The sequence below is a fragment of the Streptomyces sp. NPDC052701 genome (assembly GCF_040678355.1).
GTDB lineage: Bacteria > Actinomycetota > Actinomycetes > Streptomycetales > Streptomycetaceae > Streptomyces.
Window position 1 is genome coordinate 1 of record NZ_JBFATO010000050.1, and the last position, 14,496, is coordinate 14,496.

Consider the following 14,496-nt stretch of genomic DNA (forward strand, 5'->3'; position numbering starts at 1 on the left):
GGACGCCGGCCGGGCGCGGCGCGGACCAGCTCGTCCGGGGCGGCGTCCGCGGAGCGGCGACGGTGCGGCAGGGGGCCCGGCCGGCCGGGACCGCGGCGGGCGGGACCCCGGCGCCGGCGGCCGGCCGGTGGCGGGGTCCGGCCGGTGGCGGAGGCCGTCCCCGCCCCTGCCCGGGGGATCCGCCGGCCGCGGGGCCGTCGGGCCTAGGCGGGCCGCACGGCCACCGCGTCCACCTCGAACAGCATCCCCGGCAGCGCGAGGGAGGCGACGCCGCTCAGCGTCTGGGCCGGCAGCCGGTCCCCGAAGCGGGCGTGCAGCGCCTTGCCGAGGACCTCCAGCTTGCCCGGGTCGTGGTCGACGACGAACGTGCCGAGACGGACGACGTGCTCGTAGCCGAGCCCGACCCCCTCCAGCGCCGACCGCAGCCGGTCGAAGGCCAGGTCCACCTGGGCGGCGAAGTCGCCGGGCACCGGGGCGCCGGTGTCGTCGGAGGCGTACTGGCCGGCGATGAAGACGAGTTCGCCGGGGGCCGAGACGGCGTGGCTGTAGCCGAACGGCGTGGGGTCGTGGAGGGTGGCCGGATTGGTGATCGTGCGCGGGTCGCGCGTCATGACCGGTGGCTCCTTTCGCGAGGTACGGCCGCGCCGGGGCGGCACTTCCTGCAACACCCCGCGCCCACCGCCCCATTCCGCGGGACCGCCCCGCCGCCCCCTTCCCCCGCCCTCACCTCACGGGGCGGTGCGCCTGGTCGCAGGTGACGCGAGGGGCGGGACCGTCATCACCCGCTGCCCCTGTCCGGCCACGTCCGCCGAGGCGCTCCTGCGTGACTGCCGTGACTGCCGTGACCGTGTCGTGGTGCTCGTGCCGGTGCGGCTCCCCGCCCGCGCGTACGTTCACCGGCGCGCACCCGTGGGGGAGCCGGCTCCGCAGCGGCCGGACCGGGTCACGTTCTGCGGCCGGCCTCCAGGGCCGCGCGTTCCAGCCGGGCGCGGTGGTTCTCCCACCACGTCGGGTCGCCCGGCGCCATGCTCGTGTTGTCCTTCCTCATCCCCACGGAACCGTCCAGGAGTTCCCGGAGGATGTCGGCGTGCCCGGCGTGCCGCTGGGTGTCGGCGACGACGCGCACCACGGCATGGTGCAGGGTCACCTCGTCCCTGCCGTCGGGCCACCAGGGCACCCTGCCGACCGTGTCCAGGGCCAGCGCGTCGATCGTCGCGTCCGCGTGCGCCCACGCCCGGCGGTACAGCTCCACGATCCGCTCGCGCGGCTCGTCGGCGGTGGCCCACATGTCCGCGTTGGCCTCGGCGCCCTCCGCCAGCCAGGGCAGCGGCTCACCGGACGGCCGTCCGAAGGTGTCGCCGAGATAGCCCAGCTCCACGCCGGCCGCGTGCTTCACCAGGCCCAGGAGATTGGTGCCGGTGGGCGTCGGCGGGCGGCGGACGTCGTACTCCGAGAGCCCTTCGAGCTTCCACAGCAGGGCGTCACGGGCGGACTGGAGGTAGAAGTGAAGGTCGGCCTTGGGACCTGGTGCGGTCATAGGGCCAGTCTGCCGCCCGCACGATCTTTGTCCACCGCTTTTCCGGGCACCCTCTCGGCCGCTCTCCCGTCCCCTTCCGCACCGCCCCGTCATCCCTTCAGCGTCCGGGCGATCGCCGCGATCGTGTCCGGCCCGACCCGGCAGCACCCTCCGATCAGCCGCGCCCCGGCCTCCCGCCACCCCTCGGCCCGCTCGGCGCCGAAGGCGGCACGGCCGTCCCACGCGCGGGCCCGCGCGTCCCAGGACTCGCCGCTGTTGGGGTAGACGACGACGGGCTTTCCGGTGACGCGGGCCGCGATCGCGATCGCGTCGTCCACGTCCCGCGGGGCGCAGCAGTTGACGCCCACGGCGATCACCTCGTCCGCGTCGGCGGCCAGGGCGAAGGCGTCCTCCAGCGGCTGACCGGCGCGCGTCCGGCGGCCGTCGACGGTGTACGACAGCCAGGCCGGGACGCCGAGCCCGCGCACCGCCCGCAGCAGCGCCGCGGCCTCGTCGGCGTCGGGCACGGTCTCCAGGGCGAGGACGTCGGGCCGGGCCGCGGCCAGGACCTCCACACGGGGCCGGTGGAAGCGCTCCAGCGCGTCGACGGTGAGCCCGTAGCGGCCCCGGTACTCGGAACCGTCCGCGAGCATGGCCCCGTACGGGCCGACCGAGGCCGCCACCCACAGCGGACGCGGGGCCCGTGCCCGCCGGGCCGCCTCACGCGCCGCCTCCACACTCAGCGCGAGCAGTTGCGCGGAGCGCTCACGGCTGATGCCGTGCCGTGCGAAACCCTCGAAGGTGGCCTGGTAGCTGGCGGTGATCGCCACGTCCGCGCCCGCCTCGAAGTAGGCGAGGTGCGCCTCGGTGACCGCCTCGGGCCGCTCGGCGAGCAGCCGCGCCGACCACAGCGCGTCGCCCAGGTCGTACCCGGCCGACTCGAGCTGGTTGGACATGCCGCCGTCGAGGACGACCGTCCCGGTGGCGAGGGCCGCGGAGAGGGTGGTGGTGCCGGTCATACCGCCGACGGTAGTCCAGCCCCGCCCCCGTCCGGAGCGGACGCCGGCCGGGACGGTGCCGTGGGGCGGGCCGGCGTCCGCGTCCACCACGCCCGCCCGTACGAGGAGATCACCGGCGACGCGGGCGCGGCCGGGGACGGCGCCGTGGAGGCGGGCGGCCGGGCGTGACCGCCGGCCACACTTCGGCCCGCGCCGAAACGAGGCGCCCCTACCGTGTCCGCCATGGACTCCTTCACCGGCCTGCACCGCGCGGGCGACCCGCTGCTGCTGCCCAACGCCTGGGACCACGCCTGCGCGCGGGCCCTCGCCGCCCGGGGATTCCGGGCGGTCGGCACGACCAGCCTGGGGGTGGCGGCGGCCGCCGGCCTGCCCGACGGGGCGGCCGCGACCCGCGAGCAGACCCTCCGGCTCGCCCTCGTGCTCGGCTCGGAGCCCTTCTGGCTGTCCGTCGACGCGGAGGACGGTTTCAGCGACGACCCGCAGGAGGTGGCCCGGTTCGCGCAGGAGCTGTACGCCGTGGGCGCCGTCGGCATCAACCTGGAGGACGGGCTCGGACCCGCCGGCCGGCACGCCGCGAAGATCGCCGCCGTGAAGGCGGCGGTACCGGGGCTCTTCGTGAACGCGCGCACCGACACGCACTGGCTCGGCGACGGCGACCTCCCCGAGACCCTGCGCCGCCTCGACGCCTACCAGCAGGCGGGCGCCGACGGGGTGTTCGTGCCCGGGCTCACCGACCCGGACCGGATCTCCGCCCTGGTCGGCGCGCTCGACGTCCCCCTCAACGTCCTGTACTCGCCCACCGGCCCGGCCCTCGACCGGCTCACCGACCTCGGCGTGCGCCGCGTCAGCCTCGGCTCGCTGCTGTACCGGCGGGCGCTGGGCGCGGCCCTGGACGCGGTGGCCGACATCCGGTCGGGCCGGCCACCGCGGGGCACGACACCCTCGTACGGCGAGGTACGGGCGCTGAGCGGCGCGGACGGCCCCGGCGCCCCGGGCGGGAAGGTCAGGCCACCGGCGCCATGTCCTCCCGCGCGGCCCTGGTGACCAGGGGCGTCGGGGCCGGAGCCGTGGTGCCCACGACCTTGCGGTAGACCGCCTCGTAGCCGGCGGCCATGGTGTCGGGCTGGAAGCGCTCGATGACGTGGTTGCGGCAGTCGCGGGAGTCCAGGGCGCCCACCGCCTCGATGGCGTCGGGCAGTTCGGCGACGTCGTCGCGGATCAGGCCGGTCACGCCGTCGGCGACGACCTCCGGGGCCGAGCCGCGCCGCAGCGTGACGACGGGCGTGCCGCACACCATCGCCTCGATCATCACCATGCCGAACGGCTCCTCCCACTGCAGCGGGAAGAGCAGGCAGCGGGCCCGGGCCAGCAGCTGCTTCTTGCGCTCGCCGGTCACCCGGCCGAGGAACAGGGCCTCGTACGGCTCCTGCGCGATGACGGAGAGCGGGTCGACCTCCTCCTCGTCCAGCCGCAGCTGCCAGGCGGACAGGATGCGGGTGTCGCGGTGGAAAAGCCCTTGGGGCGTGCCGGGTACGAGGTCACCACCCCGCTCGGACAGGCAGAACGACGATCCCTCGATCAGCGTCACCGAGTCGCCGCCGCCCTGCGTCGCCTCCCCGGCGAACGTCCAGCCCTCGCCCATCGACCACCTTCCCGCCACGACAGCCCAGGAGCACGAACACGGGCACGGCGTCACGAGGCGCGCACGTGAGCACGGAACCCGTGAGAAGACGGTTGATCGGTCATGTTTTATACGACGCAGCTCAACTTTCCTGCAAGTGGCCCCGTGGTCCGGCCACTTGCCCGCCGCCGGGGCCGTCGAGCACCTCGGCGACCCGCCGCGCGAACTCCTGCGGATGCTCCAGGACACCGAGGTGTCCGCCCGGGAACCCGGCGAAGCCGCCGCCGGTGCGCTCGGCCAGGAACACGGCCGTCCGGTGCGGGAGTTCACCGCGCGAGTCGCGCCCGGCGGCCAGGGTCAGACGGCCGGCATGGGCGCGCAGGGCCTCAAGGTCCGGCGTGTAGGCGGTGAACGGGCCCACCACACGGGCCCGGAAGATGTCCAGGGGACTGGCCGGCTCCCCGTCCCCGGGGGCGGGGTGACCCACCTGCCGGAGCAGGAGCCGGCGTTGCCGCTCCCCGTCGGGCAGCACGGCCACGCTCGGCGGCTCGTGCGCGATCACCCGCCCCACCCGGCCCGGGTGCCGCGCGAGCAGGTCCAGGGCCGCGATGCCGCCCGAGCTCATGCCGAGGACGTGGGCCGGCGCGCCGTCGTCGACCACCGCGTCCAGCACCCGCCGCGCGCCCTCGCTCCAGTCGGCCACCCGCTGGTCGGCGACGGGCAGGCCGAGCCGGCCGTGGGCGAGGCCGAGGGGGTCGTACGTCACGACGGTGAACCTCCCGGAGAGGACGTCCGTCATCGGCTCCAGGCCCATGGGATGGCCCGCGCCGCCGGGGACGACCAGCAGGACGGGGCCGCTGCCGGTGACGTCGTAGTGGTCCTCGCGAGGGGCGGGGGACGGGTCGGTCACGGTCCTTCTCCTTGCTGATCGTTTCAGAATGACGTTCGAAGTCGTCGCAAGCAGATGATGCTGCAAGCGAGTTGGAGCAGGCCGAGGTGGAGATCGGCACGTATCTCCTCGTAGCGGGTCCGTAGCCGTTTGAACGGCACTGTCACGCTGGCTGGTGGGGTGGGGTGATCTTCGGATCGGTCGTGCTGGAGGGAAGCCGTCCGTGGAGAACGCGTTGCTGGGTGTTGTCACGTTGTTGGGTGCGTGACTGTCCGATGGTGCACCAAGGCGTGGTGGGCCCGCGGTCAGGGCCGGTGTTCAGGCCGTGGTGGGAGGGTTGGTGGCGCCGGTGACCTGGTCCCAGACGGCGAAGCGGACGGTCATCTCGGCTCGGTGATCGAGGGCGGTCATCATGTGCCGGTGGGGCCAAAGGGGCGGGGAGATGCCGCTGGACGCGGACAGGAACCGCTGGGCTGCGCCGGTACTGCGAAAGCCCTTCATCGCGCGTTCCCGCTGCCGCGTGGGCTGGTGGGAGTTTTCCGCCCGGTTGTTCAGGCCCTTGTGCGAGCGGTGTTCAGCGGAGGGCATGACCTCGCGGTGGGCGGCACCGCAGGAGCGGAGCTTGTCGGTGACCACCACCCGCGGGACCGCACGGGTCTTCTTCGTCAGGCGGCGGAAGAAGCGCCGGGCCGCAGCCCTGTCCCGGCGGCTCTGCGCCAGGATGTCGAGCACGTCGCCGTCGGCGTCCACGGCCCGCCACAGGTACTTCAGCTCTCCGCTGACCTTGATGAACACCTCGTCCAAGTGCCATTCGTCCCCAGGGCGGGGCCGGCGGCGGCACGGTCCGTCGGCGTAGACCTGTCCGAACTTCAGACACCACCGGCGGACCGTCTCATGGGAGACGATGACGCCGCGCTGGAGCATCAGCTCCTCCACCTCGCGGGAGCTGAGCGGGAAGCGGAAGTACCACCACACGCAGCGGGAGATGACCTCGACCGGGTACCGGTGCCCTCCGTACGACGGCGACGCGTTCCCCACGGACGGCTTCCCCCCCAGCACGACCAACCCGAAGATCATCCCACCCCACCGGCCAACGTGACAGCGCCGCCGGAAGTGGTTACCGCGTCCGGTACTTCAAAGCAGCCCCGAAGGCAACGGTCAGGATGACAGCGACACCGCCTACCCAGAGTCCGACGGCAACCCTGTCATTTGCTGCGGCATAAATCGCGATAACGATGGCGAAGACGCTCGCACATAGGCCGACCCGAAGTGCCGCAGCCGCTATAGAACTCCCCAGCTCAGAGTCTGCGTGCGGATCCAGCATCTCGCCGCCGTCCGGAGACATGTTCATGCCCATTGCCTTTCCTTACTTGAGCGTGTCTTCCATCGCCCCCGCAGTCACATTGCTGACAGTGCCAGCAGCGATACCACAGCCAGCCGTGGCGAGAGGGATGAGGTAGGGCATTCCTGCGGCCGTTGCCATGGTCGAAGTACCCGCGACGCAGGCAGCTCCGAAGACTGCGCCAGCCACCATGCCGACCGACTGCGCAATCAAAGCGTCAGGGTCGTTCCGGTTCTGCCATGTCTCATGCAGATCTTTGCCACCGAACACCCCGTCAACGAAATTACCGAATCCCAGGCCGGGCGGGTCAGTGTTGTTGATGGGGTCGCCGCCCGCGTACAGACAGGCGTTCGTCTCCTGCCCTGACGGGTCGGGCTGGGTGAAGCGGCCGGGGTGGGGGTCGTAGGAGCGGTGACCCATCTTGTACAGGCCGGTGGGGCCGTAGGCGTAGGTGTGTGGGTGCGCTTGCCCGCGTCGTCGACCAGGCCGAGGACGTTGCCCGTGGCGTCGGTGAGGTAGTAGGGGGACTTCCCCCCCAGTCGTCATGGAGTTCAAGGTGCCCGCCGGTTCGCGGATGAATCCGGTGTCGACGCCGTTGGCCGTCGTGGAGGCCAGACCGAGTGCGGTGTGGTGGAACCAGGTCGAACCGAGTCTGGTGCGCTCGGAGTTGTCCGTGCCCGCGTGGACCAGGTCGTAGGACTCGCCGCCCGCGGTGATGGCGGCGAGCTGGCTGTGGTCCGTTCAGGTTTCGTTCGTGCGGGCGGTGGTGCTCACGCCTGCCGTCTCGTTGCCGAGCTTGTCGTAGCACCAGCCGGTGGTGGAGCCGTTCTTGCCGGTCAGTTCGCTCGCGTCGTGCTTGCGACGACTTCGAACGTCATTCTGAAATGATCAGTCAGGGGGCCAGTTCTCCAGGGCGACGTGCAGGGCGTCGATCGCCCTGTCCCAGGACGCCTGGACGTCGCGGGAGGCGCCGAAGCCGCCGGCCGCCTCCAGGACGCAGTAGCCGTGGAAGGTGCTGCGCAGCAGGCGTACGGCGTCCGTGAGGTCCGGCTCGGTCAGGCCGTAGGCGCGGAGCATGCCGTAGGTGATCTCGGCGGTGCGGCGCAGGGCGGGGGAGCGGGCGACGACGTACTGGTCGATGCGGATCTGGGTGGCCGCGTACCGCCCCGGCCGCGTCAGCGCGTACTCCCGGTAGGCGCCGGCGAAGGCGGCCAGCGCGTCCTTCCCGGCGCGTCCGGCCACCGCCGCGGCGATCCGGTCGATCAGCTCCCCGCCCGCCAGCAGGGCCAGCCGGGTGCGCAGGTCCTGGAGGTTCCTGACGTGCGCGTACAGGCTCGCGTCCTTCACGCCGAAGCGGCGGGCCAGCGCGGACAGGGTGACGTTCTCGAAGCCGGCCTCGTCGGCGAGGTCGGCGGCGGCCGCGACCAGGCGGTCGGCGGTGAGCCCGGCGCGGGGCATGGCGGACCTCCAGAACCTAGGGCATCTAGGAAGAAGCCTAGTGGAAGAAGGGACTATCGTGCCCGCGTGACGGTGGGCGACGAAGGGACCCGGCTGGTGGTCCTGCGCGGCAACAGCGCCTCGGGGAAGTCCTCGGTCGCGGCCGGGATCCGCGACCGGTTCGGGCGGGGCCTGGCCCTGGTCGGCCAGGACAACCTCCGCCGGATCGTCCTGCGCGAGCGCGACCGGCCCGGGGCGGCGAACATCGGCCTGATCGACACGGTCGCCCGCTACGCCCTGGACGCCGGCTACCACGTCGTCGTCGAGGGCATCCTCCACGCCGGCCACTACGGCGACATGCTCGCCCGGCTGCGCCAGGACCACCGCGGCGGGACGTACGGCTACTACCTGGACGTGCCGTTCGAGGAGACCCTGGCCCGGCACGCCACCAAGCCCGCCATGCCCGGCGTCGGCGAGGCGGAGCTGCGCTCCTGGTACCGGCCGCTGGACCTGCTGCCCGGCGGTGCCGAGACCGTGATCGGGCCCGGCAGCTCCCTCGCCGAGACGGTCGACCGCATCCTGCGGGACACCGGCCTGGCCCGTCCGCCCGGGCGGGACTGACCCCGGCCGGGCGGTGCGGCGGAGGCCCTCGCGCCCGCGGTAGCCCCGCCGGCCGGCGGGGCGCGGCCCCGGTCCGTCGCGGACACCGCCGGGAACGGCCGGGTGCGCCCGTCCTTCTGACCCCGCGTCGGCTCCGGTCGTCCTGGCCCCGCGTCGGGCCCGGTCGTCCTGACTCCGCGTCGGGTCCGGCCGTCCCGTGCCGTTCACGGCCGGGACCGGCCGCCCTGCCCGGAGCGGCCGTCGGGGGAGGGGCGGGAGGCGGGACGAGCGGCCGTGTCCGGGACGCCTGCCGCTCATCCCCGAGGTGTTCGACGTTCATCTTCTGCGTCGATCCTCCTCACGCGCGCCGCACCGGCGCAGCGGAAGGCAGCCGCACGAAGGCAGCGGCGATCAGGAGGCGCACCATGGGACACGGCCACGGGCATCACCACGGGCACGACCACGACCACGACCACGAGGCACCGGCGCTGCCCGCCGCCTTCGACACCTCCGTGCCCGACGAGGCCCTGACCCCCGCCCAGCGCTCACGCCGGTCGCTGCTGCGCCGCGCGGGCCTGCTCGGCGCGGGCCTGGCCGCCGGAAGCGTCCTCGGCCAGGCGGCGCCCGCCGCCGCCACCACCACCGGCGGCCGCCGCGGCGGCTTCCTGTGGCTGGCCGGCGACCACCACATCCACACCCAGTACAGCAGCGACGGCAAGTACCGCGTCGTCGACCAGGTCCGCCAGGGCGCCAGGCACGGCATGGACTGGCTCGTCATCACCGACCACGGCAGCACCACCCACGCCAGGATCGGCGTGGAGAAGGTCAACCCGGACATCCGGCAGGCCCGCTCCGCCCACCGGGACACCCTCGTCTTCCAGGGCCTGGAGTGGAACATCCCGGGCGCCGAACACGGCACCGTCTTCGTGCACCCCGGCAGGAACGAGGTCTCCGTCCTCAAGCAGTTCGAGACCGACTACGACGGCAGCGTCAAGAACGCCTCCGACTCCACCCCCGCCAACGAGGCCCTGGCCGTCGCCGGTCTGGTCTTCCTCCACGACCAGGTCAGGCGGCGCAAGGTCGAGGACGCGCTGATGCTGGCCAACCACCCGGCGCGGCGCGGCGTCGACTCCCCGCACGAGATCCGCGCCTGGCGCGACGCGACGCCCGCGAGCCGGCGGATCGCCGTCGGCTTCGAGGGCGCCCCCGGCCACCAGGCCGCCGGCCTGCCCGCGCCCCTCGGCCCCGGCCGGGCGCGCGGCATCTACGACAACAGCCCCGGCGCCAACTCCTTCCCCGGCTACCCCCTGGAGTCCTACCGCACCTGGGGCGGCTTCGACTGGATGACGGCCACCGTCGGCGGCCTGTGGGACAGCCTCCTCGCCGAGGGCAAGCCCTGGTGGATCACCGCCAACTCCGACTCCCACCAGGTCTACGCCGACACCGCCGTACGCGGCCCCGGCGGCGACTTCACCGCCGACGGCCGCTACGCGGACCCCGTCCACGGCGGGCAGATCGACATCACCCAGGGCGACTACTGGCCCGGCCAGTACAGCCGCACCCACGTCGGCGCCGACGGCTTCTCCTACGCCGCCGTCATGGACGGCATCCGCGCCGGCCGCATCTGGGTCGACCACGGGCAGCTCATCAGCGCCCTCGACGCCCGGGTCACCGGCGGCGGCCGGTGGGCCACGCTCGGCGGCGCGCTGCACGTGAGGAAGGGCACGCACGTCACCCTGACCGTCGACGTGGCGCTCGCCGGCGGCCCCAACTGGGCCGGATTCGTGCCGAAGCTGGCCCGCGTCGACGTCGTCCAGGGCGACGTGACGGGCGAGGCGAGGGACAAGGACACCTTCACCGCCCCCACCGCCAGGGTCGTCGAGTCCTACGAGGTGGACAAGTCGGCCGGCACGGTCCGCCTCACCTACGACCTCGGCCGCGTCGACCGGCCCGTGTACGTCCGGCTGCGCGGCACCGACGGCAACCGCACCGCCGTCGGCGCGATGGGCGCCGCCGTCGACCCGGCCGGCCCGGCCCTCGACGTCGCCGGCGACGCCGACCCGTGGCGCGACCTGTGGTTCTACTCCAACCCCGTGTGGGTCCTGCCGTCGTGACCCCGTACGCCCTCACCGTGCGCGCAAAAGCCCGCGACCTGCGCGCGGCCGACCACCTGCTCCACACGCTGGCCGCCGGACTCGCCCTGCCGCGGGGCGCGTTCGGCTGCACGCACCTGGTGCGCACCGGCCGCCCGCACATCGCCCTCTCCCTCGCCCTGCCGGACGAGCCGCTCGCGCGCGCCGCCCGGGAGCGGCTCACAGGCCTGGGGTACGAGGTGACGCCCGGCGTGCCGGACCGTGCGGGCCGCGCGGTGATCTACCCGGGCGTCACCGCGCTCACCGGCACGCTGACCGTCGCGGACCTGCTGGCACGCTCCGCGATCGACGGCGTGACGGTCCTCGGCTCCCCGCGGGAGCCCGCGCCGCACACCCCGCTGACCACCCGGGACCACGTGCGCCCGCAGTGGCGGGACGGGCGGCTCCTGCTGGCCGCCGTGCCGGCGGCCGGCGGCACCCTCGTCCCCTTCGAGGTCCCCGACCCGACGCCGTGCTGCGCGGACCACTGACGACGGCGCCCCCGGCGGCCCCGGCCCGCGGCCGCGGGATCGGGGCCGCGGGATCGGGCCGCCGGACCGGACGACGGGGCAGGGGCCGCGTGACGGGGCGCGGGACGGCACCGGCCGGATGACGCACCGGCCGGATGACGCACCGGGCGCGGCGCGTGGACGGCTCCGGCCGCCGCGCGGGGGCCCCGCGCGACGGCCGGGCGCAGGCTCACCCGCCCGTGGCGGAGAAGACGAACGAGAACACGGCGGGTTCGGCCCTCAGGAAGTACTTCGGCAGCGGGCCCGGGCCGCAGGACTGCGAGCCGATGCCGTGCTGGCCGTGGTCGAGGTGGACCCACACCGTGTCACCGGGCACCAGGTCGCTTTGGTGCCGGGCCGCGTCCAGCTGCTCGCTCGTCCAGCGCCGGGCGCTGAACCAGAACACCGGGTCGCCCTCGATCCTGAGACCGCCGATCTCCGCCCAGCGCACGTCGGCCCGGGCGCCGTTCTCCTGCGGACGGACGTACGGGGTCTGCAGGGCGTCCACGGTGGACCGCCAGCGGCCGGTCATCGACGCCGCCCTGGTGTCCGGGTAGGCCTCGCCGGGGCCGCCGCCGAACCACCGCACACGGTCGGCGGCCGGCAGCCCGAAGCGGACCCCGAGCCGGGGCAGCGGCACCCTCCAGTCGCCCTGGGGCACCACGGACACCGTCAGCCGCAGCCGCTCGCCGTCGGACGCCCAGCGGTACTCCGTCGCCAGGCCCACCTCGGCGCCGGCGGGCGCCACCCGGGTCCGCACCGTCAGCGCGCCGCCGTCCGGCTCGATCCCGTCGAGGCGGTGGCGCATCCGGTGCAGGCCCAGCCTGCGCCACAGCGGGCCGTAGCGGGTGTCCGGCTGCCAGGCGGCGCCGTCGTCGTTGTCGGTCGGCGCCCGCCACACGTCGAGCCGCAGCCCGCTCACCCCGACACCGCCGATCGCCGTGGGCGCGCCGGTCCGGGCGTCGAAGACGGCCGGGCCGAGCCTGATCCGCCCGCCCCCGGCCACGGGCCGGACCGGCGCGCCCAGGGACGGCACCGGACGGGCGGCCGCACTGACCTGCCCCCACGCCACCGGGTGCCCCTTCGGCGCCCAGGCGGTGTCGGCGGCCAGCACGGCCCGCACGGTCCACTGCGCCTCACCGCCCGGCGCGTGCGCCGGCGGCGGGGGCAGCCTCACGTCGGCCGACTCGCCCGGCGCGAGCGGCGGCACCGCCAGGGCGCCCGACGCGACCGTCTCGCCGTCGGCCTGGTACGCCCACTCGAAGGCCAGCGCGGACAGTCCGGCGAAGTCGTGCTTGTTGGTCACCCGCACGGTCCCGGGGGTGCCGCCGGCGGGACCGGCCCCGATCCGCACCGGCTCGATCACCTTCTTGTACTCGACGAGCCCCGGCGACGGCTGCCGGTCCGGGAAGAGCAGCCCGTCGCAGACGAAGTTGCCGTCGTGCAGTTCCTCGCCGAAGTCGCCGCCGTAGGCGTAGCCGAACCGCGGGTGCCGGACGCCGTGGTCGATCCACTCCCAGACGAACCCGCCCTGGAGCCGCCCGTACTTCTCGAACAGCTCCTGGTAGTCGGCGAGTCCGCCGGGGCCGTTGCCCATGGCGTGCCCGTACTCGCACAGGACGAGGGGCAGTCCGCGCCGCTTGCGGGGGCCGCCGTCCAGGCTCCGGCCGATCCTGTCGACCTCGTCGTGGAAGGCGTACATCCGCGCGTACACGTCCGTGTCGCGGCAGGTGGCGTCGCCTTCGTAGTGGACGAGCCGGGAGGGGTCCCGGTCGTGGATCCACCGGGCCATCGCGGTCAGGCCGCGGCCGGTGCCGGCCTCGTTGCCCAGGGACCAGAACACGACCGACGGGTGGTTCTTGTCGCGCTCGACCATGCGGGCGGCGCGGTCCAGCAGGGCCGGGGTCCAGCGGTCGTCGTCGGCCGGGTTGTCGCGCCAGTCCTGCTCGGTGAAGCCGTGGGTCTCCAGGTCGCACTCGTCGATCACCCACAGGCCGTACTCGTCGCACAGGTCGAGGAAGGCCGGGTGCGGCGGATAGTGGGAGGTGCGCACCGCGTTGACGTTGTGCCGCTTCATCAGCAGCACGTCCGCGCGCATGGTCTCCGGGTCGAGCGCGCGGCCCCGCTCCGGGTGCCACTCGTGCCGGTTGACGCCCTTGAAGAGGACCGCCCTGCCGTTGACCTTGACCAGGCCGTCCTCCAGGACGACCGTGCGGAAGCCGATGCGCAGGGGGACCCGCTCGCCCTCCGTCGCGAGGACACCCTCGTACAGGCGGGGCGTCTCCGCCGTCCACGGCTCGACGGCGACCGTGACCGGCTCGCCGGCGGCGACCTCGACGCCCAGCTCCGGGACGGTCACCCGGCCCCCGGCCCCGGAGTCGACGCGCAGGGTGCCCTCCCCGGTGACGTGGTCGTAGGAGGCATGCACGAAGAAGTCGCCGGCGCAGCCCGCCGGGCGGTGCAGCAGCGTCACGTCGCGGAAGATGCCCGGCAGCCACCACTGGTCCTGGTCCTCCAAGTACGACCCGGCCGACCACTGGTGGACCCGGACCGCGAGCACGTTGCCCGAGGGCTTCAGCAGGTGCCCGACCGCGAACTCGTGCGGCAGCCGCGAGCCCTTGAACTCGCCGAGCTCCGTGCCGTTCAGCCAGACGCGGGCGCAGGACTCGACGCCGTCGAAGCGCAGGACCGCGCCGCCCTCGCCGGGCCAGTCCTCCGGCAGGTCGAAGGCGCGCAGATGGTCGCCGGTCGGGTTCTCCGTCGGCACCCGCGGCGGGTCGACGGGGAAGGGGTAGAGGTGGTTGGTGTAGACCGGGGCTCCGAACGCCCCGTCGCCCTGCAGGACCCAGTGCCCGGGGACCGTGACCTCGGCCCAGTCCCCGGCGTCGAATCCCGGCTCGGCGAACGTGTCGTCCTCGGCGTCGGCGGTCGCCGACAGGCGCAGGCGCCAGCTGCCGTTCAGGGACAGGGACTCGGCGTCCGAGGACGCGTACCAGGCGCGGGGCGGCAGGGTCCCGCTGCCCGGCGAGACGTCCTCGACGTAGTCGGCGGCCGTGCTGTGGCGAAAGGACATCGCTCTCCTAGCTCAGCTGGTTCGGCCCTTGATGCCGGTCCGCGCGATCCCCCGGACCGGCCGGCGCCGGAGGAGGGCGGCGGACACGGAGACGGACACCAGGGGCGGGACGGAAACGGCCCCGGCCGATGACCGGCGGCCACGGGGAGGAGTCCCGGCCGCTGACGGAGGTGGTGGTGGCCGCCGCCGCGAAGAAGTCCGGCGGGCGGGGGACGACGACACGTCCGGTACGCGTCCCGGTGGCCGAGCCCGTCCACGCGCCCCGCCTCCTCCAGGTCTCGGGGAACCCCAGGAAGTACTGCCGGAACGGGAGGCGGGTGAAACCACCGGACGGCCCCGGAACGACCGGACCGCGGCA

Annotated in this window: 14 protein-coding genes and 1 pseudogene; 4 read left to right on the forward strand and 11 right to left on the reverse strand. The window is 74.2% G+C overall.

The window, feature by feature from the left end:
* Positions 1-203 precede the first annotated feature (203 nt).
* The 3 genes from AB0L29_RS33155 to mmuM form a co-directional block, all read right to left on the reverse strand.
* Positions 204-611: a Rid family hydrolase gene (locus tag AB0L29_RS33155; protein WP_365832654.1), complete on the reverse strand. Its 408-nt coding sequence runs from the start codon at positions 609-611 to the stop codon at positions 204-206.
* A 332-nt stretch (positions 612-943) separates the two neighbouring features.
* The gene (locus AB0L29_RS33160; protein WP_365832656.1) at positions 944-1,537 is read right to left on the reverse strand and encodes a DinB family protein; all 594 of its coding nucleotides are present in this window, start codon (positions 1,535-1,537) and stop codon (positions 944-946) included.
* Positions 1,538-1,626: 89 nt separating this feature from the next.
* Entirely contained in the window at positions 1,627-2,535 is a 909-nt protein-coding gene (gene mmuM / locus AB0L29_RS33165; protein ID WP_365832658.1) for a homocysteine S-methyltransferase, read from the reverse strand.
* Positions 2,536-2,757: 222 nt separating this feature from the next.
* Between mmuM and AB0L29_RS33170 the strand changes: the two genes are divergently transcribed.
* Positions 2,758-3,579 carry an isocitrate lyase/phosphoenolpyruvate mutase family protein gene (locus AB0L29_RS33170; RefSeq protein WP_365832660.1) on the forward strand — a complete coding sequence of 274 codons (822 nt, stop codon included), beginning with the start codon at positions 2,758-2,760 and terminating at the stop codon, positions 3,577-3,579.
* On the opposite strand, the gene AB0L29_RS33175 is transcribed toward AB0L29_RS33170, so the two are convergent.
* The 7 genes and pseudogenes from AB0L29_RS33175 to AB0L29_RS33205 form a co-directional block, all read right to left on the reverse strand.
* Complete coding sequence (locus AB0L29_RS33175) at positions 3,539-4,177, reverse strand: glycosyltransferase (protein WP_365832661.1); 639 nt, start codon at positions 4,175-4,177, stop codon at positions 3,539-3,541. The genes AB0L29_RS33170 and AB0L29_RS33175 overlap by 41 nt on opposite strands.
* A 121-nt stretch (positions 4,178-4,298) precedes the next feature.
* Positions 4,299-5,066, reverse strand: coding sequence for an alpha/beta hydrolase (locus tag AB0L29_RS33180; protein ID WP_365832663.1), 768 nt, complete (start codon positions 5,064-5,066; stop codon positions 4,299-4,301).
* Positions 5,067-5,089: 23 nt separating this feature from the next.
* Positions 5,090-5,200 (reverse strand): annotated as a pseudogene (locus AB0L29_RS33185) (IS5/IS1182 family transposase); the annotation flags it as partial.
* A 163-nt stretch (positions 5,201-5,363) separates the two neighbouring features.
* Positions 5,364-6,083 (reverse strand): IS6 family transposase, encoded by a 720-nt coding sequence (locus AB0L29_RS33190; RefSeq protein WP_365832665.1) that lies wholly within the window; start codon positions 6,081-6,083, stop codon positions 5,364-5,366.
* 79 nt (positions 6,084-6,162) lie between these two features.
* Positions 6,163-6,402 (reverse strand): hypothetical protein, encoded by a 240-nt coding sequence (locus AB0L29_RS33195; protein WP_365832667.1) that lies wholly within the window; start codon positions 6,400-6,402, stop codon positions 6,163-6,165.
* Between the two features lie 9 nt (positions 6,403-6,411).
* A complete protein-coding gene (locus AB0L29_RS33200) occupies positions 6,412-6,933 on the reverse strand; it encodes an RHS repeat-associated core domain-containing protein (RefSeq protein ID WP_365832669.1) in 522 nt (173 codons plus the stop codon).
* A gap of 342 nt (positions 6,934-7,275) precedes the next feature.
* Positions 7,276-7,845, reverse strand: a complete 570-nt coding sequence (locus AB0L29_RS33205) for a TetR-like C-terminal domain-containing protein (RefSeq protein WP_365832671.1) — start codon at positions 7,843-7,845, stop codon at positions 7,276-7,278.
* A gap of 66 nt (positions 7,846-7,911) precedes the next feature.
* Here AB0L29_RS33205 and AB0L29_RS33210 point away from each other — a divergent pair, with 66 nt between their 5' ends.
* The 3 genes from AB0L29_RS33210 to AB0L29_RS33220 all read left to right on the forward strand — a co-directional run bounded on the left by AB0L29_RS33210 (position 7,912) and on the right by AB0L29_RS33220 (position 11,047).
* Positions 7,912-8,445, forward strand: coding sequence for a kinase (locus tag AB0L29_RS33210; RefSeq protein ID WP_365832673.1), 534 nt, complete (start codon positions 7,912-7,914; stop codon positions 8,443-8,445).
* Positions 8,446-8,849: 404 nt separating this feature from the next.
* Positions 8,850-10,538, forward strand: a complete 1,689-nt coding sequence (locus tag AB0L29_RS33215; protein ID WP_365832675.1) for a PHP domain-containing protein — start codon at positions 8,850-8,852, stop codon at positions 10,536-10,538.
* Positions 10,535-11,047, forward strand: a complete 513-nt coding sequence (locus tag AB0L29_RS33220) for a hypothetical protein (RefSeq protein WP_365832677.1) — start codon at positions 10,535-10,537, stop codon at positions 11,045-11,047. The genes AB0L29_RS33215 and AB0L29_RS33220 overlap by 4 nt, the downstream gene beginning before the upstream one ends.
* Before the next feature lie 208 nt (positions 11,048-11,255).
* Here the strand turns inward: AB0L29_RS33220 and AB0L29_RS33225 are convergent, their stop codons facing one another.
* Entirely contained in the window at positions 11,256-14,138 is a 2,883-nt protein-coding gene (locus AB0L29_RS33225) for a glycoside hydrolase family 2 TIM barrel-domain containing protein (protein WP_365832679.1), read from the reverse strand.
* Positions 14,139-14,496: the final 358 nt, after the last annotated feature.